This is a genomic window from Pseudoalteromonas aquimarina (assembly GCF_049257255.1).
Classification (GTDB): domain Bacteria; phylum Pseudomonadota; class Gammaproteobacteria; order Enterobacterales; family Alteromonadaceae; genus Pseudoalteromonas.
Genome location: NZ_JBMMUG010000011.1, coordinates 1 through 21,528, shown reverse-complemented (window position 1 = coordinate 21,528; position 21,528 = coordinate 1). Strand labels below are relative to the sequence as shown.

Below are 21,528 nucleotides of genomic sequence, written 5' to 3'. Positions count from 1 at the left end.
CAACAATGGACACCTAACAGATACAAAAAGCTTATTGAGCAAGATGAGCTAATACGCAGACAAAGTAACGGGCATCGCTGGCTAATAAAGTGCAACACGCGCCAGCAAATTATTGGCAGCTGCGGTTACAAATATGATTTTTGTACACGCACAGCAAAAATCAGCATCGAGATCCACCCCAATTTCTGGCAACAAGGTTTCGCATCGTGTGCCATTACCAACATGACAAAATGGATGTTTTCCCATATTGCCTCATTAAATCGAATTGAAGCTGAAGTATTACCAGAAAACACAGCGTCAACTAAACTATTTACTAAACTTGGCTTTCATTTAGATGGTGTGATGCGTGAAAAAGGCGTTTGGAAAAATAAAACTCATAACCTTCAAGTTTTTAGTTTACTCAGGCGTGAAATTTAAGAAGTCAATATTGCATCAAAATTAGATCTCAGTATGATCCACAGCCCGCTCTGCGTAACGCTTTGCAGGATATTGTTAATATTATATTGGGGTCACTTACTAATTATGAAAAAATTGCTTACGTCGCCATCGAAAATGCCACTTTCTGAAGTGGAAGCAAACATCTACCAAAACATTTTAAAACTTATTCCAGATGTTAGCCTTAACTTAATGGCCGTAAAAGTAAGTAACCATCCTGAAGACTTTGCTGGTTGGTGTTATGAGTTAATTGATGTAGTAAGCAAACGCATTAATTTTGATCTACTTGAACCAAACCAGCTGCCAATTTTAAAGAAAATCCAGCAACAACTAGAAGCTGGTATTAGCATAAGCCAAATCAAAACGCTACGTATCACACCTTGGCCTGTAGTGTTTAACTCAATTCAACAAAATAAAGAGCGTATTGTTCTGGATGAACAGCTTGAGTTACTAAACTACATAGCAAGCATTCGTGAAACCTCGCTGGTTGATATGATCGAAGAAGATAAACTGGCATTTGCAGGTAAACACACCACAAAACACGATCCAAGCGTCTATAAATTTGATGTTGAATGGTTTGCGTCAACCAAAACAGCAAAAGCACTGCACAATGTGATTGCCACCAGCTGTACTGACTTGAATGAAGCGCTTAATCATATTCCGCTTGAAGGTGACATCACTTTTGAAAACTACCTAGACTTTGTTCGCGGTTACATCACTGCATTTGCAGCAGTAGATAATGAAAAAGCCACACTTGCACCAGCAACACGTTTGCTAGCTATGCGTCGACCTGATTTTTTCACACCAGTAACCGCTGCTAGCCTTGATATTTTATGCCAAGCATTTGGTTTAGTAAGATTAAACAACCAAGATTTTGACCGTTACTGGCACGACATCGTTATGGCAATTCATAAGCAACCTTGGTTTATCGCCGCAACACCTGAAGCTGAAGAAGAGCAACTTCTTTGGCAATACAAAGCATTAGTACCGTGTTGGTTTGCTTATTATGGTGATGATGCGAAAGAAAACTCAAACTTTTACAAAGCTCTTCATAAACCAAAACGCGCAAGCTCGGATAAATCAACGGGTCGCAAGCGCGGCAAAGAATCAGCAGAAGCATTAGTTGACCGTGCGTTAGCGGCAGAAGATATGCCACAACATATTAAAAATATGCGTGATTCAATTGTTAAAGAAGTAGCTGCTGGTCGTGGCGTTGATGAAACCATCGCACTGATGCGTACCATTTTCGGTTAATCGCAAAACAAGGTGCGCAGTTTTTGTGCACCTTGTGATTTTAACGCACCGTGTTAGTGCATTTTTTTCACATCCTCATCTTGCCAAATTTATAATTTCCTACTAGTACTTTGATATTCTTAAACTTTTCAGTTTAGGCACAAACTTTGTTAATGGATAGTTAACTCAGCGCTACAATATTAGGAATTATTATGAAAAAACAATTACTCACAACTCTCACAGCTACGAGTATCGCCTTTTTCTCAGCAACAAGTTATGCAGAAGTAACAGCAAATGCAGCTGTATCTTCAAACTACTTATGGCGTGGTGTAACGCAAACTAGCGATAACGCACAAGTGTCTGGTGGTATTGATTACAGCCATGAATCTGGGTTTTATGCGGGTACATGGGCATCAAATGTTGATTTTGGTGGTGATAAGCCAGGTTACGAACTCGATTTTTACGCGGGTTTTGCCGGAGAAATGGGTGAATTTGGTTACGATGTGGGTTATGTATATTACGCATACCCAGATGCGGTTGACTCAATCGACTTTGGTGAGCTTTATGGTGCCCTAAGCTGGAATTGGCTAGAAGGTAAAGTAAGTTACCTTAGCAATGCACAGTCTGGCGCAAGCTCAGAAGAAGACTTACTCTACGTAGAGCTAAACGCAACCTTCGAAGTACTTAACGAAACCGAGCTAACATTCCATATTGGTAATTCAATGGGCGACACTGTAACAGAGTGGTTTGGCGAAGATGACAGCTACATTGACTACGGTGCCAGCATTGCAAAAGGCGGCTTCACTTTTGGTGTGGCACAAACAGATTTAGATGCAGATGACGACTTAAAAGTCTATGTTGGCTTTGCCATGGACTTTGAACTCTAAAATTACTCCAACTTGCTACAACTAAGGGTGCTTGACGGCACCTTTATTTCGTTTGTTAAATGTATGCTGACTACTAATAACCAGCACACAATGTCCAAGGCTAAGTTTATGGCACACTGTGACCTGTTGATGCTTGCCAAACGCGATACCATTGCTCTCGACTCAAACGTACTTTGCTCGCCGCAACTGCCGATTGAATACGAGCTAACTTTCCAGTACCTAAGATTACACTCGGTTGACATGGTAACGTTAACAACCACGCGTAAGCTGCTTGGTCTTCACTATCTAACCCAGTTTCTTCGGCAACACTTTGCAGTGCAGATCTAACTCGCTGCGCTTGTTCTGTTTCGGCAAATAAACCGCCACCAGCAAGAGGCGACCATAACATAGGTGATATTTGATGCTGTTGGCATAAGTTAAGCGTACCATCTTCAAGTGCCTCCATGTGTAACGGCGACATTTCAATTTGATTGGTTACTAACTTAAAGTCCAAACGCGACTGCAATAACTCAAACTGTGAAACAGTGAAATTAGATACACCGAAGTTAAGCACTTTGCCTTGTGCTTTTAGCTCACAAAAGGCGTCTGCAACTTCATCCGCATGCATTAAATAATCTGGACGGTGAATCAATAACACATCAAGGCGATCGGTTTTGAAATTACGCAGTGATTGTTCTGCCGAGGCAATAATGTTTGCTTTGCTTGAGTCATAGTGTGCGGTTTTGCCAGCAAAGCCATTTTCAGGCCACGCAGGTTTAATACCACACTTAGTAATGATCTTAAGTTGATCTCTTAAATGAGGTGTTAATGCCTCACCAAAGAGTTTCTCACACTGGTATTGACCATAGATATCCGCATGGTCAACCGTATCTATGCCAAGCGCTAACAGTTGCTCAATGAATTGCGCTAAAGAAGACCCGCGCTGTTGCCACTCATCTAAACGCCAAAAGCCAGCTACAAACGACGGTAATTTAAATTCTTGCATATGATTCCCCTGATTTAGATAAGCTTATTGTAAAGTGTGGCCAAACTTAGCGCATTGCTTCGCATACGTTTTCAGGAAAAAATAATGTTTTTGCATGAAATAAAAACCGCTTTCTAAGCGATTGTGCAATTTGCTAACGTTTCGCCATTAAGAGATACACTCAACTTGTCTTGAATATTAAGCTTACCTACGCCTTCAGGCGTGCCCGTTAAAACAATGTCGCCAGGCTGTAATGAGAAATACCTAACAATTTCAGACAGCAGCTGTTCAATTTTAAATATCATCAAATTAGTATCACCTGCTTGGCGAAGTTCATCATTAATCGAGAGCGAAAATTCACTGTGCGTTAAAGCATTTTCCGCTAGCGGTACAAAGCGCGACACTAGACAGCTTTTGTCGTAGGCTTTTGCGCGCTCCCACGGGTGCCCTTTCGCTTTCAGTTTAGCTTGCTCATCACGTAACGTAAGATCAAGCCCAACACCTAAACCAGCAATACAAGACTTATAATCTGCAATATTGCCCTTATTGAGCGGTTTACCAATTAACAACATTAGCTCCGCTTCATAATGGTGCTCACCTAAGCTATGGTCTAACGCCACTTCCCCTTCTGCATTTACAATACTACTCGCTGGTTTTAAAAAGAGTAACGGCTCTGTAGGTACGTCATTACCGAGTTCTGCTGCATGGGCAACATAATTGCGACCCACACAAACTGCTTTGCCTATAGGGAGTTCAATAACCTCACCGTTATTCCATAAATACATCATTTAAAATTACCTTTTTATAGTGCTTGCTGCTGCGCCTTAAGTTCAGCTAAATAACTTGCTTGCCGCTTTTTATGCCAAGTGAGCATACTAGCTGCTAGGCTCACTGCCTTTTCTTGTAACTCAATGGCTTTGTCAATTTCTTTACTTTCCGCATAAGCCTTGGCTAAGTGGTGATAAGCATATGCATCTTGCGGATAAAGCGCTAATGCTTGGTTAAACACCTTTTTAGCCAATTCAGGCGATGTTTCTAACAAGTGAAACCCTAAAGCATTAATTGACGATTTTGGTGAGACTTCAAAACCGAACTTTTCAGTTGATAGACGCTTATAATGCGCAACAATAGCATCCACACCTTGCTTAGCTATTTTTGATTCAGGTGCCAAGCCGTTATGAATCTCATCAAAGATCTGTTCTATGCCATACGCAGTAGATAATACCGGTAACGACATAAAGTAATGCTCTTTATAATTTTGATATTGCCATTGTAATGATGCGGGTGCGTTTGCACTAATTTCTTATTTTAATTGTGAATATCTATGCTGCTGATGATCTTCTTTTATTGTTTCGCCATGGGTAAACAGTAAATAACGTGGTTTATCATTTAGCTTGGCTAATTTCTTACCATAGCCCTTTAAAATATTGACTTGCTCTGGGGTGAGCTCTGGGCTAATCACAATATGTGCATTAAACAAGTTTGGTTTATTCACTAAGCTTGAAAGCACCACAGAACCATTCACCCTAAAGCCACTAAAAATACGAAAGCCGTTAGTACGGTATTGTTTATCAATTTCTGGCACTAATTGGGCTTCAAAAAAATCGAGTAAAGGCGTTGTTTTGCCTGTAGCGTCAAATAACCGTCCTACTGGGTTACCGTATTCAGGTGTCACAATAATGGTTTCTAACCAAGGCCATTCACCATTATGACTCATCCAATCATGCATACCCGTTAAATAACTTTTGGCATTAGGGTGAAAGTCAAACATCAGCACATAGCGTTTATTTGGTTTTTGCGAATAGCTTTTTGGCAACTGCACATTAAATTCCAGTGGCTGCTCAAACCGCTGGTCTGCAATTGTAAGAATAACTTGCTCTGCTTTAACTAACGTACTTAGCGATGCCAGACCAAGCATCAGATAACATATTAAAAAGCGCATAATCTCCCGTTATTTTCAAAGTAGAAGTTAATCCAAACTACGGGATAACGTTATTCAAGTAAACAAAAAAGCCTTATCAGCAAAACTGATAAGGCTTGGTAAGTACATATGAAATATAAGTATTAAAGCTTCTTAATATTATCCCCGCTATCGCGGTCTATGAGCTTCACAAATGGGTCAACACCGGCGAACTTAGGTAATTCTTTTACTTTCAGTTCGATAATGTTTTCACCTGATTTGATATCATGTTTTTGTAAGTAAAGAACCGTGTTATCCGCTGATAAATCCTCTGGGTCTGCACTGAATAAACCAATATCGACTTTATCACTAAACTCCACCTCAGTTTCTTTACCTTTGCTGTCAGCACGGTTTAGCTTGGCATCAATGGTGAGAGTTACTGTGTATAACCCATTTTCATCTGGCTGATCTGCAACCGCAACTTCCGTGGTTTTTAAATCGTATAAGCTGATGTGTTCAAACAAGTTACTTACAAATTGCTTTTCGCTGTCAGTTGCGTCTTGTGAAATGTATGCCATTAAATCAAGCGTTGTTGGGTAAGGCGTGCTCTGATACTTAAATTCCGCTAAGAAATCTGCCAAAGCTTTATTTAAGCGAGTTTCGCCTAGGCGATCTTTTAGCGACATCATTACCACAGAGCCTTTACGATAGTGAATGTACTGCTGGTTTTCACTGCGCATAAACGGCATTTCTTCAAGTGCTTCGGTAGTACGGCCACGTAAGTAACGGTCTAGCTCGTATTTTAAGAACTTACGGATTTTCTCTGCGCCATATTTCTTCTCCATTACCATTAACGCACTGTATTGCGATAATGCTTCAGAGATAATTGCGCTGCCTTGTACATTTGCCGCACCCACTTGATGCCCCCACCATTGGTGAGCCACTTCGTGTGCTGTAACATAGTAAACAGGGTCAATGTTTTCAGGGTCGCGTAAGTCAGTAATAAAACCAATTTCTTCTGAATACGGCACCGTATTGGCAAAGCTCTGTGCAAATGAGCGGTAACCTGGGAACTCAATAATGCGCATTTGTTTATGCTGATAAGGGCCAAACGCTTCAGTGAAGTAATCAATCGAGTCTTTCACCGATTCAATCATACGATCCACATTCATACCATGCGTTTTATGATAGTAGACCTCGATATCAATCCCGTTATAGTTTTCCTTTTTCGCTTCTAAGCGCGCAGACATAATTGAGTAGAAGTTCACCATTGGCGCATCCATTTGGTAATGGAAAATACGGCGGCCGTTCTCTACTCGCTCTTCGGTTAAATAACCCGGTGCAATTGCAAACTGATCTTCCGACGTTGAAATAGTCGCCTCGAAGTCAATAAAGCCTGTACCTTTACCAAAGAAGCTTTCATTGTAATAACGATCGTCTTCTAATTTATTGGCACGCTCTAATGGCTCTAAACCATGTTTGCGACGCTTATGACGGTCAACAATTTGGTAGCCTTCGTAGTAGCCAAATTGAGGTAATAAATCACCGTTGTTAATAAAGGTACCGTTATTCAGTAACGTAAAGTCCTCATTGCCCGCTCTAAAGCCTTTATGTTCACGCACTACACTTAATTTACCGCTGCGCGTTTCACCTGGCTCAAGTGGCTTATCAAAAGTAAACCATGCAAGGCTGTAGGTTTTATCTAATTCACCTAATGTGCCACCAGCTAACTCTACTGAGTACTGTTCGGTATATCGCGGTTTATGCACCATAAACTTCTCAATAGCCGTATCGCCCACATTGGTAAATTCAATATTGGCGGTCGCTTCGATTTTACGAGCTTCAGGGAAAATATCCGCGTTGATATTTACCTTAGTAATTACCGGAATATTGTCTTCTTTGTGCTGAACATAGGTTTTTTCGTAATTAGCTTGTTCAAGCTCAAAATCATCCTGCTCTTGATACACATGCAATACGCGGGTGTTCTGATAAATATAACTACCACTGGCAATAAAGATAATTAAACCTGCAGCAACCGTCGCTTTACCATAAGTACCTAAATAGTATGGCACCAGCTTGATACGCGCTTTTAATGGTTGCTCAGGGCCACGATGCCAAAGTGCATAGCTAAGTGCACCTAAAACTAAACTTGCACCTAACCAATACAACATAAACCAGTTATGTGCCGTTAAGAAGTGACCATATTGGTTAATGTCTGAATATGGCACACTTGGTGCTTCAGCAAATTGCCACATTGGGTGACTAAAGCCAAAATTAGAAAGTACCAATGTTCCAATGATGTACACCATAAACAAAAGCATACCAACATATTTGTTAGGGCTAATTACTTGAAGGAAGAATGCCATCACCACTGTCATCATCAATGGCACAAGGTTGATATAACCTAAGCGGAATGCATATTGAGATAACTCAAAGTTGGTGTAACCTTTAAGCGCTTGGTTAGCGACTGTTACCACTGTTCCAAAGCTATAAAGCAGTACAAAAACAAGTGCTATTGCAATGAACTTAGATAACCAAAAGGTAATGTTGTTTACAGGCATACTATCAATAATATCGCCCATACCTGAGTTACGTTCGCGCCAAACAACTTCTGCGCTGTAGTAAGCTAAAATCACCAGCATTAATAAACCCGTAGAGCCAGCAACTAATTGCACCATGGTTTGAGTAAGTGGCCAATTAGGTGTACCAAACATACCCTGCGGGTCGAAAAGTGGCGCCATTAACATAAAGCAGGTAATTAAGCCTAAAATCAAAAATGGCGCACTAAAAATCACTTGTTTAACTTCAAAAAGTGTACGTGTTTTAAGGTGAGCAAGGGTATTAATACCTAGGCTATTTTTAATATTAATACGGTTTGTAAGTGCTGATGTGAAACTGTCATTCACGGCTGATTTTTCAGCTTTTTTTGCTTTTACTTTAGTCAGAGTTAAACCACGTTTAAAGCCACCAAACAACGCCAAAATAGCAATCGCTGCTGCCAGCCAAATTGCACGGTTTTGCAGTAGTACACCGCTTAACTCAATTGCAGAATTATTCTTCTCATGCATGGTCCAGTAACGGGTTACTTCAGCAAAAGCACTGTAGCCAAACGGATCAATTAATGCGGCTAACTCGCGATATGCAGGTTCACTGGCAAATTGCACCGCCACGTTATAACCAATAAAGAGTGCCACAGCACTTAAATACACACCCATCATTGAGCGGAAGCGAATAGCAATCGCGTAAAATATACACGCGAGCACTAATAATGTTGGTACTGATAAGTAGAAGAATGCAGTGAAATAATGGCTTAATACCGTAGGCCCTAAGCGTTCAACATCAACCCATCCTGCAGCAGCCCCTAGAGTCGTACCAAGAAAGATGCCCAACGGCACAAACGCAAATACAGTTAATACCACAGCAAATGAGCCGAAAAAACGCCCTAGCTGATAACTAACAGGGTTTATTGGCTTGGAATATAAAATCTCCGCCATTTTAGAGCTTTCATTACGGGTTGCCGTGCTTGCAACAAAGTTCACCACCAAAAAGATGGCAAAAAAGCCCAATATTAGTAGTGTTTGTGCGATAGAGAATGGGCCGTTATAAACCACATTACCGCCACCGCCAATTTGCACATTTTCAGAAACCGTCGCAAAAAACGTCAACAAAAAGAAAATACTACTCGTAACAATAAACGAAGGTTGTCGAGTAAAGTAGCGCCACTCGAAGGCGAGCATTTTTAAAAACATATCTCCTCCTTACGCCGCACTTCGGTGTTGTAGTAGCGTTGAGAAATAAACATCTTCTAAGTTAGCCGGCGCTGCATCAAAACCTTCTGGCTGATTTTCGGCCATTACATGTACAATTGTTTTACCTGCAAATAAGCGCTTCGAAATAAGTGGCATAGACGATTCAATTTCTTGTGCTTCATCAAGCGATACCGATTTTTTCCAAATCTGGCCATTTAGCTGATCGGTAAGCGCAATTGGGTTACCTTCTAGTAAAATTTGACCCGATGCTAACACTGCCATATTCGGGCAAAGCTCAGATACATCTTCAACTATGTGTGTTGATAAAATGATGGCTTTTTCTTCACCTAGGCTTACTAATAAGTTATGAAAGCGGTTGCGCTCTTCAGGATCAAGGCCCGCTGTTGGCTCATCCACAATAATTAAATCAGGGTCGCCGAGTAGTGCTTGTGCAATACCAAAACGCTGGCGCATACCACCAGAAAAACCGCTTACTGCTTTTTTGCGATGCTGGAATAAATTAGTGTGTGCCAGTAAACCTTCAACAGCTTCCTTACGTTCAGCATTATTTTCGATGCCCTTTAAAATCGCCATATGATCAAGTAATTCATAGGCGCTAATACGTGGGTACACACCAAAATCTTGTGGTAGATAACCTAGGCGTTTACGTAAACTTTGCGGATCGTTGAAGACATCAATACCATCAAAGGTAATTTGACCGGCATCTGCTGTTTGAAGTGTTGCGATAGTGCGCATGAGTGATGATTTACCTGCGCCATTCGGCCCTAATAAACCAAACATACCTTTTGGCACTTCGAGATTTACATTATTCAGTGCTTTTACACCGTTGTCGTACGTTTTTGATAACCCTGTTATTGATAACATTTGCGTTCTCTTTTTTGTTTATTGCCAATATTTCATCGGTCAGTCTAAGGAAAGTAAATGCAACATAACCATCTAAAAATGATTAAAGGTTAAAATCGGTGATTAACGGTTTATTAACAAAAATACTGATGTTCAAACTAATCAGCTGCTTTGCTGATAATAATGGTAGTATTTTTTAAAAGGGAAATCGGATACAACTTACTGTTGCAGCTCTGTCCATAATTAACAAAAAAGCCGCCAATCAAAATGATCAGCGGCTTTGCACATAATAGTGGGCGTATTATGTATAAGGGGTAAACTTATGCTACTTGCTGCGTGCCATCAGCATGGCGAATTAAATAATCAAATGCGCCTAAACTTGCTGTTGCTCCACTGCCCATAGCAATAATAATTTGTTTAAATGGTGTGGTTGTCGCATCACCTGCAGCGTATACACCGGGCATTGATGTAGCGCCTTTATCATCAATAACAATCTCTCCAAATGGGGTTAATTCGATACTGCCTTTTAAGAATTCAGTGTTTGGAATTAAACCAATTTGTACAAAAATACCTGCAAGCGAAAGGCTATGCTCGTCGCCAGACACACGATCCGTATAATTTAGGCCAGTTACTCGCGTACCATCACCGATAACTTCGGTAGTTTGCGCATTTTTAATAATCTCAATATTACCTAGGCTGTTGGCCTTTTTGATCAGCACTTCATCAGCACGTAACGTGTCGGCAAACTCCAATACGGTGACATGTTCAACAATATTAGCTAAATCGATAGCTGCCTCTATGCCTGAGTTACCACCGCCAATCACTGCCACTTTTTTGCCTTTAAATAGCGGGCCATCACAGTGCGGACAATATGCAACACCTTTACCACGATATTCTTGCTCGCCTGGAACATTCATTTCACGCCAGCGTGCACCTGTTGCCAAAATCACACTTTTACTCGAAAGTGTCGCACCGCTTTCTAGTGCAACCTCTACGTTGCCAGACTTATTCAAGGTAACGGCTATTTGCTGAGTAATAATATCAACATCATAGTCTTTAACATGCTCTTCAAGCTGCGCCACCAGCTTAGGCCCTTCAGTTTTTTGCACCGAAATAAAGTTTTCAATACCAACAGTATCTGCCACTTGGCCACCAAAGCGCTCAGCCACAATACCCGTTTTTAAGCCCTTACGCGCCGCGTAAATTGCCGCGGAAGCACCTGCTGGCCCGCCACCGACAACAAGTACATCAAATTCATCTTTTTGTGACAGTAACTCTGCTGTTTTTTCTGCTGCGCCATCATCTAGCTTATTGATAATGTCACTGAGTGTAAGTGCACCTTGGCTAAATAGCTCACCATTTAAATACACGCTTGGTACTGCCAAAATGTTGCGCTCTGACACTTCATCTTGGAACAGTGCGCCATCGATCATCGTAACCGTAACATTCGAATTTAAAGCAGCTATTGTATTAAGTGCTTGCACTACTCCCGGACATGTTTGGCAACTCAGCGAAATATACACTTCGAAATTAAGCGTACTTTGCAGCCCTTTAATTTGCTCCACCTCAAGCTCACTAGCTTTGGTAGCAACACCACCCGAGTGTAACAACGCCAAAATTAAGCTAGTAAATTCATGGCCCATAGGCACACCTGCAAAGTTAATTTCGGTGCCTTTTTTAGCTGAACGAATAGAAAGCATTGGCTTGCGCTTTAATGTATTGTCTTGTTTCAATACAAAATGCTCACTTAATGCAACAAGATCATTTGCAAGTGCATTTAGTTCCTGTGATTTCGTACTGTCATCTAAGGCAATAACCAGCTCTACAGGGTCGACAATACTACTAAAATGGCTCTGTAATTGTGTTTTGATATTGTTATCTAAAATACTGTTCATGATGATCATTCCTTAAATGACATTAATCGTTAAAACTTAGTTACTGCCTGCACAGAGCAGGCAGTAAAAGTAAGACAAGTTAGATTTTGCCAACAAGGTCTAATGAAGGTGCTAATGTTTCAGCGCCTGGCTGCCATTTTGCAGGACACACTTCACCATCATGTGATGCTACATATTGCGCAGCTTGAATTTTACGAACCAGCTCAGCTGCATCACGGCCAATACCTAAATCGTGAGTTTCAATAACTTTAATCTCACCTTCAGGGTTAATTACAAATGTACCGCGAAGTGCAAGGCCTTCTTCTTCAATCATTACACCGAAATTACGTGTAATACGGCCAGTAGGGTCACCAATCATTGGGAACTGGATTTTCTTAATTGTATCTGACGTATCGTGCCACGCTTTGTGTGTAAAGTGTGTGTCAGTTGATACTGAGTAAACTTCTACACCCATCTCTTGTAGTTTGCTGTAATGATCCGCTAAGTCGCCAAGTTCTGTAGGGCAAACAAATGTAAAGTCAGCTGGGTAAAAGAATACAACCGCCCATTTACCTAAAACGTCTTTTTCAGAAACTTCAACAAACTCACCATTGTGGTATGCCATTGCGTTGAAAGGTTGGATAGTTGTATTGATTAACGATGTGCTCATAATATTTCTCTCTCTATAATGTAATTAGTCATCGAAAAAATTAATTAATGCTTTCCGATTGGCTTGATATATAGATTAAGAAAATTACTTAAAAAGATAAAACAGATTAATTTGATAACAGCAATCGATTTTAAAGAACGATAAAAAGTGATCCTTTTAATTTCTCAACTTAAGGTCAGCTTGCTCACGATTATCACACTTTATTTTTTGCTCTCCATAAAAGTAAATATTGTTTACCAAGGTATAAGAACCCGATAGCAGACCTGACACAGGGAGAATAATTGGTGATAGAACGATGCCAGAGACGCTATAAAAGCTATTAGTTTCTTTCGCAACATCAACAACTTTTAGTATTTTTTTATCGCTAGAAAGCTCACAGCGCACTTTGGCAATACGGGTTGCTTCTTTATCTGTTACCGGAAAGACAACACAGGCAGAGAGTAAAAATATTAAAGGAATTAGAGTCAAAATACGCACAGCCAAGCTCCTTGGTTAATCGCATAATTTACTATAACTCAAGGTTTATCGATTAACTGTAAAATACTGTTTAGTCTTTAATTTTTATTGGCCGTAAAGCTAAACACTGCTAATTAGAATTTTCTGACTCAGAATTACCATCAATATTATTCAAATAAGCTTCCGCCATATTAGCCTGATGATTAAGTTGGTTTTTACCTACATAAAACTGGCGAGCAGTATCATTATGTTTAATTAAAAACGCTTCACCCAATGAAATACTATCATCCATCAGATTTGAAACCGCTTTATAAGCAGCAATTGCCTTCGCTGTTTCTATAATGGTTTGATCGATAGAGGGTGATGCTCCAATTTCAGGCTGAGTGCTTTCTTTCTCATAAAGAGCTTGCGCACTGGTAGATATGGTGACATTCGCACTTTGTGCAGTTAATGACGTTTCAACCTGCTGAAAAGCAACATTATTCTTATGATTATTAGCTTGATAAGAAACATCGTTTTGACGGGAATACATTGATACTTGCATGATTCACTCACTTTCTTAATTTCGTTAATACAAGCTTAATGTGTTCAGTATTAACCCATACTTAACTTGCGTGTTTTTTATTCATTAGGTGAATCAAGCTTGATTACCCAAAGCACTCGGGATATAACAAAAAATAAAAAGGGGCAAACTATGCAAGATCATCAATCTGTACCACTAACAGATTTTATCGAATACTCTCAGGATGAGATGTTACAAAAGGCACAAACGTTTTTAAACACAAGTAAACGCCGTCATTCTATTCGTTCTTTTTCAGATAAACCCGTGCCAAAAGAAATAATCGAAACCTGTATTAAGGCTGCGGCAACAGCACCAAGTGGTGCAAATCACCAACCATGGCATTTTGTTGCAATTAATAGTTTGGATGTGAAAAAGAAAATCCGAGAAGCAGCCGAAGATTTAGAGCGCTCTTTCTACCAAGGTCGTGCAGGTGAAGAGTGGCTCGATGCACTAAAACCACTTGGCACTGACGACCAAAAGCCCTACTTAGAACACGCGCCTTGGTTAATTGCTATTTTTAGTCAAAAGAAAGGCGGTATCCATGCTGAAGACAAGAACACCAATTACTATGTGCATGAAAGTGTAGGTATTGCCACTGGCTTTTTAATTCAAGCTCTTCATCATAGCGGCCTAGTTACACTCACCCACACGCCAAAACCAATGAGTTTTTTAACCGACATTTGTGGTCGCGATAAAGATAATGAGCGCCCTTATATGCTAATTATCGCAGGTTACCCCGCCGAAAACGCAACGGTGCCTGAACACGCCTTAGTTAAAAAAGACATTACTGAAGTTTCGAGCTTTTTATAATGAAAATACAACCAGGTAAATATCAACATTTCAAAGGTAACTTTTACCAAGTAATTGATACCGTTACCCATAGTGAAACACAAGAGACATTAGTGCTCTATAAACCGCTTTATGGTGAACAAGCCCTTTGGGTAAGGCCAATAGAGATGTTTTTAGAAGAAATAGAGCGCGACGGAAAAGTGTTTAAACGCTTTACCTTAGTGGAATAAAGAGAAAATAAAAAACGCTGCAATTGCAGCGTTTTTTGTTAGTTGGTAAATAAATCGAAAATATTACCTAACGTACTTGTTTTACCGCGATAAAACTCAGTGTAAGTACAGTTCTTACATACTACCGCTGTAAACTTTCTGTTTTGCATATCAAAGATTTTTGACCAGCCACTGCCTGTAGTAGCAATTTCATCTGTGTCATAGCGTTCGCACTGACACTTAGGGCAAGACCAATTCGCCATACACCCTCCTATTTTTTATTTCTTTTTAGCGTCCATTGACCATAGAATACTTTGGTCAGCACCCATTACTGTCGTTGGCATTTGGCCATTCCACTGCTGTGCACGCACATAATCAACAAGTGTCGCATTTGCTTTGATGGCTTCTGCTTTCTTTTGAATAGCTTCTGCTTCTGCTAAACCTTTAAGTTTAATTGCTTCTGCTTGTGCTTCAGCTTCAACTCTAATTGAGTAAGCTTGACCATCCGCTTTTGCTTTTGCAGCATCACGTTGTGCCATTGCAGTATTTACTTCACGCTGCGCTTCTAGCTTTTGACGCTCTAAACGGTGCATTTCTGCTGCCGCTAAGTTTTTCTCAGTTTGTTTTGTTTCAATTGATTGAATGTACTTTTGCGGTAACACTAAATTCTCTAATTGAGCCGAATCTAGTTTTACTGGGTACTCTTTCATTTCTTCAATTAATAACTCTTCAATTTGTGCAATTACTTGCGAACGGTTTTGAATCAACTCTTCAGCCTTATAACGGGCAAGTGCATCTTTCGCCGCAGAGCGTAATTTAGGATCAAGAATACGGCTTTCAAACTGTGTTAAGCCACCATAGCTTTTGAACAAATCAAATGCTTGCTCGCGCATCACAGTCCAGTTAATAGATACTTCAGCAGTAACTGGCATTTGCTCATGAGTTGATGCATTTAGCTTTTCAACATTCTTGCGTGTACGAATTTCAAGTACTTCAACATCATCTACAAATGGTATTTTAGTGTGAAGACCTGGGTTTACTTGTTCTTTCGCTTCACCAAAACGTTTAATAATACCAACGTGACCTTCATCTACTGTGTACATCGCAGAATAAATCAAAGATACACCCACTAAACCAACAATCGCTCCAACAATTGGGCCCTTTTTCTTTGGTACCGCCATAGTTAGATCTGGTAAATCATTCTTTTCATTCAACATACTTGTTACTCCCATGTATTAAGTGACACAAACAGTAACAAATTATTGGCTATTTTGGAGAATTAAATGACAAAAGGCCTAACCCCAACACAAAAGGAGTTAGGCACATTTAAAAGGCTAAAACCGCGATTTCGATGATATTAGTTACTTTTAGAAGTGTTTTTTAAACTTAAATAAAATAGTTTTGTCACTCTCTCTTCTGGTAACCAATTTGAGTAAGTAAGCGCTAAACTAGTAAGCGGTTTAAGTGCCAACACCTGATCTAAACTTTTATTATCTGCCATGGCATTTGTCATAAGTTCTCTCGCTTGCTTTAAAAGGACTAAGTAAGCCTCTAAACCAGCTTTATTGGTGACCGGTCCATGCCCCGGAATAATTTTAGTATTATCATCCACTTTTGAAAGCACATCAGTTACCGCATTGATAACACCGTCTAACGAGCCCCCACTATCGACATCAACAAACGGTAGGCTTTTTAAGTTAAAGAAAATATCACCCAAATGCACTGCGTTTGCCTGTTCATAGAAAATAACAGCATCACCATCAGTATGAGCATTGTGATAATGCCATAACTGTGCATGCTCGTTGTTGAAGTGCAGTGTCATATCTTTACTAAAGCTAATCACTGGAAGGTATTTAGAACCTTCACCATGCTTTTCTTTCAATCGGTTATAAACATTGTGATGTGCAATAACATGGCTACCAGCATTAGCAAAATTTTCATTCCCACCAGTGTGATCACCATGATGATGAGTATTAATCACAAATTCAGGAGATCCTGCTTTAAGCTTACTGATCTGCGCTTTGATATCGTCACTCAATTTAGCAAACTGATCATCGACGATATAAATACCATCTTCGCCAGTACTAATGGCGATATTACCGCCCTGCCCATACAGAACATGCAAATTATCAGATAGTTTCTCTAACTTAAAATCAACATCAGCATATGCCGTTCCGGTAGATAAAACTCCAATATAAAGCAGTATTGATGTGGTTAACTTTTTCATAGCGACCCTTGTTTGTTTTTGTTCTTTTACGAGTTCTAGCAACTTATGGTTTAAAAAAACAGCAAAATATTACTTGACGAAATTGATTACACCTGTAATTCTTTATCAAGTTTTAAATTACAGGTGTAATCAATATGGATATCAGTAATTCTGAATTTGAAGTACTTCAAGCATTATGGCGTGTTCACCCTGCCGATGCACAAACAGTAGTTGATGAACTTAACAAAGAGAAAAGCTGGCATGAAAAAACAGTTAAGACTCTTCTTGGTCGTATGGTGAAAAAAGGGGCGATCGAGTTTGAAAAAAATGGCCGAAGCTATATTTATTCACCCGTACTTGAAGTAGAAGCCTACCAAGTACAAGAAAGCCAAAGCTTAATTGAACGCTTATTTAACGGCCGCATTGCCCCGCTTGTAACTGGATTCGCTAAAAATAAAAATCTCAGCAAACAAGACATTGATGAGTTGAAAAACCTTATCGACAAGTGGGAACAAAAAAATGACTAACTGGTTATTAGAGCAATTATGGCCCACCAGTTTAGCCATCATTTGCACATTACTTTGTAGCAAGCTGCTGCGAAATCATCTAAGCGCTCGGTTTCAATACACACTTTGGTTGCTTGTACCTTTGGTATTGCTATTGAACAATCTGCCAGTTTCAAGTGCCATGTCGTTTGAAACCGAATTGCACCGATACGTTGTGTCAGTTACATCCCAGTCTAAATCTCTGGATGTGTACGGTTTACTTAGCATGATTTGGTTAACAGGCTTTTGCTTAATGAGTTTTTTAGTGTTTTATGAACACCTCTCAATTAGTAAAAAGTTCAATTTTGGTAAGCAGTTTAGCCATAAGGTGAATAATCGATTACCTGTTTATTTCAGTGATGCAGTGAATAGCCCTGTGCTGTTTGGCCTGATACATCAACGATTATTTATTCCACTTGATTTTCATAAGCGTTACGACAGCGAGCAAGCAAAACTTATTTTTCAACATGAATGGGTACATTTTGCGCGCAAAGACAATTGGAGTAACGCCCTCGCAATTACCTTATTACTTATTTTTTGGTTCAACCCTCTGTGTTGGATTGGTTACAGCCAATACAGAAAACAACAAGAAGTCGCATGTGACGCAGCCGTACTCGCCCATGCAAATAGAACACAGCGTATTGCCTATTGTCGCGCATTACTAGCTTGTGTTTCAGATACTAAAAACACGCTTTCTAGCTACAGTTATTACACGGAGAAAAGCACTATGAAACAACGTTTAAATACAATTCAAAAAATGCCTAAAGGGAATATTTTAGTAAATCTTTTGCTATGCCTTGTTCTTTTTGCAGGTCTATCAAGCATTGCGTTTGCTAAATATGGTGAAGGCCATCAAAAACACAATAAAGCTGATGCGCAACCTATTGTGCGTATTGAACCTATTTACCCTAAAGAAGCAGCTGACCAAGGTATTGAAGGCTCTGTTGTATTAGGCTTTACCTTAACAGCAGATGGTCAAACAGATAATGTAAAAGTTATTTCGGCTGAACCAAAAGGGGTATTTGACCGCGAAGCAAAACGCGCATTAAAACAGTGGAAATACACACCAACTAAAAATACAAATAAACAACACTTAGTACAATTAGACTTTGCTTTATCAGAAGAATACAAATCAAAGGATTTAGTTGAGCGTATTAAAGTAAATTCGCACTAATTAGCTTTTTGTAACTATTAACTAAATTAAAGGGCATCATAGCGATGCCCTTTTGTTTTTATTTCGGGTGAAACTCAATACGGTGTAATATTTCCCCGGGCAACAGCGGCGTTTTTGCCTGTTTAATATAATCAGCATATCCAGCACGGTAATAAGGTGATAATGGGTGCCCACTTTGCCCACCTGGCAAAGTTAAAATAGCTGAGTCTTCTGCTCCAGGTTGAACAAATAAACGTTGCGATGCACCAAAGCCTTTTCCTTGTACTGCGGGCATAAAACTGTCACCAAATGCTGGCGCTTTCGGCATATCGAGTAATTTACTTAGTAGTGGTATTTGCTTACTAAATGGGTGTTGAATATTAAGTTCATTCACTTTGCCCCAATTTAACTCGAGTAACGAGCCGTTTTCACTACCGGTGTGTTTTACCAAGAGGTCTTGTTTCATTTCTTTATAAGTAGTTGTCAGTAAATCAGGCCATGATGCAGCTGTCGGTGGTAACCAGTCATCTGTAAAGCTATTAATTAGTTGCCACGCAGCAGGCTCGAGGTCTCGTTTAATTGGCGATAATGAAAGCCCTTCAGTTTGCAATTGAGCCTCTACAGGCGAGAAGAGTTTATCTATAACTGCTGAGCGGTATTTTCTTACCAAGGTATAGCCAACAGAATCTGCACATGCACATTCCCCCCAATTTTCGACAAGTTTTACATCTTGTTGGTATGTGTCTGGTGATAACTTCAGAGTTTTAAGTAGTAACTCCTGCCATGGTTTCAAAAACAGCGCTTTATTATCGAGCTGAATATCATAGAAGTCTTGCTCATTAAATTGCTCTTTTTCAAAAAGGCGTTGTTTAATTTGCTCTGCACGAGCGCCTAACGCATAACCGCCATTACCATAGCGTTTATCTTGCTCAACACTCACGACTCGACTATTCGCTGTCCATAAACGGCCATGCTCAGGGTTAAGCACAAACGGGACATCTTGTGCATCTTGGTTCCAAGCTACATCAAAGCGGTCTGGGGTTATTGCAATCACACTGGGGAGTGTGCGTGCAGGTATTGCACCTGTCGCCTGCCAAGCTGCATTACCTTGAACATCCGTCACTAACATGTTTTGTACAGGTATACCTATGGTTTTCGCGATAGTAAGGGCATCTTCAACATTAGTGGCTTGCTCTAAATTAAGTAACTCCATATCAACAGCGTAATCTTGGTGAGCGACCCATTTAAGCGCATACTTTTTACCACCAATATGTTTAACAGGACCAAACTCGCTGACTTCTAATGCATAATCATAAACTTGTTCTGGTGTTACGATCTTTTCAATAACCGTATTTGTTTTATAGCTACTATCTAACTCAACCCAGTCAACCGTATCAATATAGGCATTGGTGAACCCCCAAGCTACTTTACCATTAGTTCCAACAACAACTGCTGGAGCACCTGGGAGACTCACACCGGTAATTTGATGCTCTTCATCGTTATCACTGTAGTTTAGTTGTGTACGGTACCAAATAATCGGCACAGCTAATCCCAAATGCATATCATCAGCAAGTAATGCTTTTCCTGATGCTGTTAAATTCCCCGTAACAGCCCAATTATTACTGCCAATATCAAGAGGTTCATCAATTTTGTGCGAGGTAAAACTCAACAGTTCACTTTTTATATTCGGGATGTCAGTTTCAATTAAATCAAATTCCGACCCATCGAGCGCGGCTTGAAATTCACTTGGCTGAGTTAAAAATCGAACCATCTCAGCGCCAAATTTCTCATTAATATAGGTAAGAGATAAGTCTCGATTAAAACTATTTTCTTGAAGGTCGAGATACATACTAAAGATCACTAATAAGCTATCTTCAGGTAACCAAAGATTTCGCTTAGCGCCAGTGAGTAAATATTCAAAACTCGAATAAGGCATATGACTTACAGCCAAATTCACACCTTCAGCATAGCTGTTTAGAATATCTTGATGTGCGTTTGGTAATTGTTTTAGGATTTGTTGGCTACGTTTTCTGAATTGATGAAAACGCATTTTTTTATCTAGGTTTAACGCACCTTTACCAAAAAGTTCTGACAACTCTCCGGCAGAGTTTCGTCGTAATAAATCCATTTGGAAGAAGCGATCTTGCCCATGAGCATAACCCAAAGCAAAGGCTGCATCTTCGCGAGATTTAGCTTTAATAACAGCATGCCCTAGAGAGTCTCGTTCTAATGCAACTTCGTTGTCAATAAAAGTGATCGAAGTTTTCCCAGACAGCTCAGGCAAACTAAGTGTAAGCACACCATAAACTGCAGCGGTTGCAATTAAAGCTAATATTAGAAGGAATATTGATAGCTTTTTTATAATTTTTATCATTTAGCTGATCATCCAAATTATTTTTATTTGTGTCTATCATAGTAATACTGAGTATAAGTTGCACCTACCCAATCACTTTTATTCTATTTCAAAATTATTTTGTACAAAAAAGAGTCAAAACAGTTGTATTAAACAAGAAAATATTACTATACTGAATCCGTATACTGATTTTCATCTTTCCATTGTCTGATCTGCAAAAAGCTGGTTTTCTCCTCCAGCTTTTTTCTTGCGTAAAATATCATTAGCATTCAAAGAATAAACCCTCTTAATGACTAATTTATTAAACTTACGATTTCATTTTTAACAACTTCATAAGCGAAATAGTTTAAATTTGAGGATTTAGGATTCAGGATTTAGGATTTAGGATTCAGGATTCAGGATTCAGGATTCAGGATTCAGGATTCAGGATTCAGGATTCAGGATTCAGGATTCAGGATTCAGGATTCAGGATTCAGGATTCAGGATTCAGGATTCAGCAGTATTCTGAAGTATGGCTGCTTATTTCTACAATTGTTAGGCGTTAAAACGCAAAAAACCCGCTCATTGAGCGGGCTTTCTACTTAATTAGGAGCTTGGCGATGTTCTACTTTCACATGGGCGAACCCACACTATCATCGACGCTGTTTCGTTTCACTTCTGAGTTCGGCATGGAGTCAGG

At 39.7% G+C, this 21,528-nt stretch carries 21 protein-coding genes and 1 rRNA gene; 7 read left to right on the top strand and 15 right to left on the bottom strand.

Features of this window, described 5'->3' with window-relative positions:
• Positions 1–33 precede the first annotated feature (33 nt).
• From AAEU29_RS20160 to AAEU29_RS20150, 3 genes are all read left to right on the top strand, one after another.
• On the top strand, positions 34–417 hold the full coding sequence (locus AAEU29_RS20160; protein WP_421975004.1) for a GNAT family N-acetyltransferase: 384 nt from the start codon (positions 34–36) through the stop codon (positions 415–417).
• A gap of 105 nt (positions 418–522) precedes the next feature.
• Complete coding sequence (locus tag AAEU29_RS20155; RefSeq protein ID WP_421974984.1) at positions 523–1,689, top strand: hypothetical protein; 1,167 nt, start codon at positions 523–525, stop codon at positions 1,687–1,689.
• Between the two features lie 191 nt (positions 1,690–1,880).
• Positions 1,881–2,555: a TorF family putative porin gene (locus AAEU29_RS20150; RefSeq protein WP_421974983.1), complete on the top strand. Its 675-nt coding sequence runs from the start codon at positions 1,881–1,883 to the stop codon at positions 2,553–2,555.
• A gap of 106 nt (positions 2,556–2,661) precedes the next feature.
• On the opposite strand, the gene AAEU29_RS20145 is transcribed toward AAEU29_RS20150, so the two are convergent.
• The 10 genes from AAEU29_RS20145 to AAEU29_RS20100 all read right to left on the bottom strand — a co-directional run bounded on the left by AAEU29_RS20145 (position 2,662) and on the right by AAEU29_RS20100 (position 13,576).
• Positions 2,662–3,540, bottom strand: a complete 879-nt coding sequence (locus AAEU29_RS20145) for an aldo/keto reductase (RefSeq protein ID WP_421974982.1) — start codon at positions 3,538–3,540, stop codon at positions 2,662–2,664.
• A 113-nt stretch (positions 3,541–3,653) separates the two neighbouring features.
• Positions 3,654–4,307: a fumarylacetoacetate hydrolase family protein gene (locus AAEU29_RS20140; RefSeq protein ID WP_421974981.1), complete on the bottom strand. Its 654-nt coding sequence runs from the start codon at positions 4,305–4,307 to the stop codon at positions 3,654–3,656.
• 14 nt (positions 4,308–4,321) lie between these two features.
• Entirely contained in the window at positions 4,322–4,756 is a 435-nt protein-coding gene (locus AAEU29_RS20135; protein ID WP_421974980.1) for a tetratricopeptide repeat protein, read from the bottom strand.
• A 66-nt stretch (positions 4,757–4,822) separates the two neighbouring features.
• Positions 4,823–5,461, bottom strand: coding sequence for an alpha/beta hydrolase-fold protein (locus tag AAEU29_RS20130; RefSeq protein WP_421974979.1), 639 nt, complete (start codon positions 5,459–5,461; stop codon positions 4,823–4,825).
• Between the two features lie 122 nt (positions 5,462–5,583).
• On the bottom strand, positions 5,584–9,168 hold the full coding sequence (locus tag AAEU29_RS20125; protein ID WP_421974978.1) for an ABC transporter permease/M1 family aminopeptidase: 3,585 nt from the start codon (positions 9,166–9,168) through the stop codon (positions 5,584–5,586).
• Between the two features lie 9 nt (positions 9,169–9,177).
• Positions 9,178–10,053 carry an ABC transporter ATP-binding protein gene (locus AAEU29_RS20120; RefSeq protein WP_421974977.1) on the bottom strand — a complete coding sequence of 292 codons (876 nt, stop codon included), beginning with the start codon at positions 10,051–10,053 and terminating at the stop codon, positions 9,178–9,180.
• Positions 10,054–10,352: 299 nt separating this feature from the next.
• Positions 10,353–11,918 carry an alkyl hydroperoxide reductase subunit F gene (gene ahpF, locus AAEU29_RS20115; RefSeq protein WP_421975003.1) on the bottom strand — a complete coding sequence of 522 codons (1,566 nt, stop codon included), beginning with the start codon at positions 11,916–11,918 and terminating at the stop codon, positions 10,353–10,355.
• 88 nt (positions 11,919–12,006) lie between these two features.
• Positions 12,007–12,576, bottom strand: a complete 570-nt coding sequence (gene ahpC / locus AAEU29_RS20110; RefSeq protein WP_010562252.1) for an alkyl hydroperoxide reductase subunit C — start codon at positions 12,574–12,576, stop codon at positions 12,007–12,009.
• A 156-nt stretch (positions 12,577–12,732) separates the two neighbouring features.
• Complete coding sequence (locus tag AAEU29_RS20105) at positions 12,733–13,053, bottom strand: hypothetical protein (protein ID WP_421974976.1); 321 nt, start codon at positions 13,051–13,053, stop codon at positions 12,733–12,735.
• 109 nt (positions 13,054–13,162) lie between these two features.
• Entirely contained in the window at positions 13,163–13,576 is a 414-nt protein-coding gene (locus AAEU29_RS20100) for a hypothetical protein (protein ID WP_421974975.1), read from the bottom strand.
• 150 nt (positions 13,577–13,726) lie between these two features.
• Here AAEU29_RS20100 and AAEU29_RS20095 point away from each other — a divergent pair, with 150 nt between their 5' ends.
• A complete protein-coding gene (locus tag AAEU29_RS20095) occupies positions 13,727–14,404 on the top strand; it encodes a nitroreductase family protein (RefSeq protein ID WP_421974974.1) in 678 nt (225 codons plus the stop codon).
• A complete protein-coding gene (locus tag AAEU29_RS20090; RefSeq protein WP_372771010.1) occupies positions 14,404–14,613 on the top strand; it encodes a DUF1653 domain-containing protein in 210 nt (69 codons plus the stop codon). The genes AAEU29_RS20095 and AAEU29_RS20090 overlap by 1 nt, the downstream gene beginning before the upstream one ends.
• A 38-nt stretch (positions 14,614–14,651) precedes the next feature.
• Here the strand turns inward: AAEU29_RS20090 and AAEU29_RS20085 are convergent, their stop codons facing one another.
• The 3 genes from AAEU29_RS20085 to AAEU29_RS20075 all read right to left on the bottom strand — a co-directional run bounded on the left by AAEU29_RS20085 (position 14,652) and on the right by AAEU29_RS20075 (position 16,819).
• Positions 14,652–14,855, bottom strand: coding sequence for a zinc ribbon domain-containing protein (locus AAEU29_RS20085; protein ID WP_372771009.1), 204 nt, complete (start codon positions 14,853–14,855; stop codon positions 14,652–14,654).
• Between the two features lie 15 nt (positions 14,856–14,870).
• Positions 14,871–15,809 carry an SPFH domain-containing protein gene (locus AAEU29_RS20080; RefSeq protein ID WP_421974973.1) on the bottom strand — a complete coding sequence of 313 codons (939 nt, stop codon included), beginning with the start codon at positions 15,807–15,809 and terminating at the stop codon, positions 14,871–14,873.
• Positions 15,810–15,949: 140 nt separating this feature from the next.
• Positions 15,950–16,819, bottom strand: a complete 870-nt coding sequence (locus AAEU29_RS20075; RefSeq protein ID WP_421974972.1) for an MBL fold metallo-hydrolase — start codon at positions 16,817–16,819, stop codon at positions 15,950–15,952.
• Between the two features lie 134 nt (positions 16,820–16,953).
• On the opposite strand from AAEU29_RS20075, the gene AAEU29_RS20070 reads away from it, so the two are divergent.
• On the top strand, positions 16,954–17,325 hold the full coding sequence (locus tag AAEU29_RS20070) for a BlaI/MecI/CopY family transcriptional regulator (protein ID WP_421974971.1): 372 nt from the start codon (positions 16,954–16,956) through the stop codon (positions 17,323–17,325).
• The gene (locus AAEU29_RS20065; RefSeq protein WP_421974970.1) at positions 17,318–18,517 is read left to right on the top strand and encodes a M56 family metallopeptidase; all 1,200 of its coding nucleotides are present in this window, start codon (positions 17,318–17,320) and stop codon (positions 18,515–18,517) included. The genes AAEU29_RS20070 and AAEU29_RS20065 overlap by 8 nt, the downstream gene beginning before the upstream one ends.
• A 58-nt stretch (positions 18,518–18,575) precedes the next feature.
• Here AAEU29_RS20065 and AAEU29_RS20060 read toward each other — a convergent pair whose 3' ends face one another.
• Together AAEU29_RS20060 and rrf are read right to left on the bottom strand one after the other, a co-directional pair.
• Complete coding sequence (locus AAEU29_RS20060; RefSeq protein ID WP_421974969.1) at positions 18,576–20,870, bottom strand: penicillin acylase family protein; 2,295 nt, start codon at positions 20,868–20,870, stop codon at positions 18,576–18,578.
• Positions 20,871–21,440: 570 nt separating this feature from the next.
• Positions 21,441–21,528: ribosomal RNA gene (rrf, locus tag AAEU29_RS20055) — 5S ribosomal RNA — on the bottom strand; the annotation flags it as partial.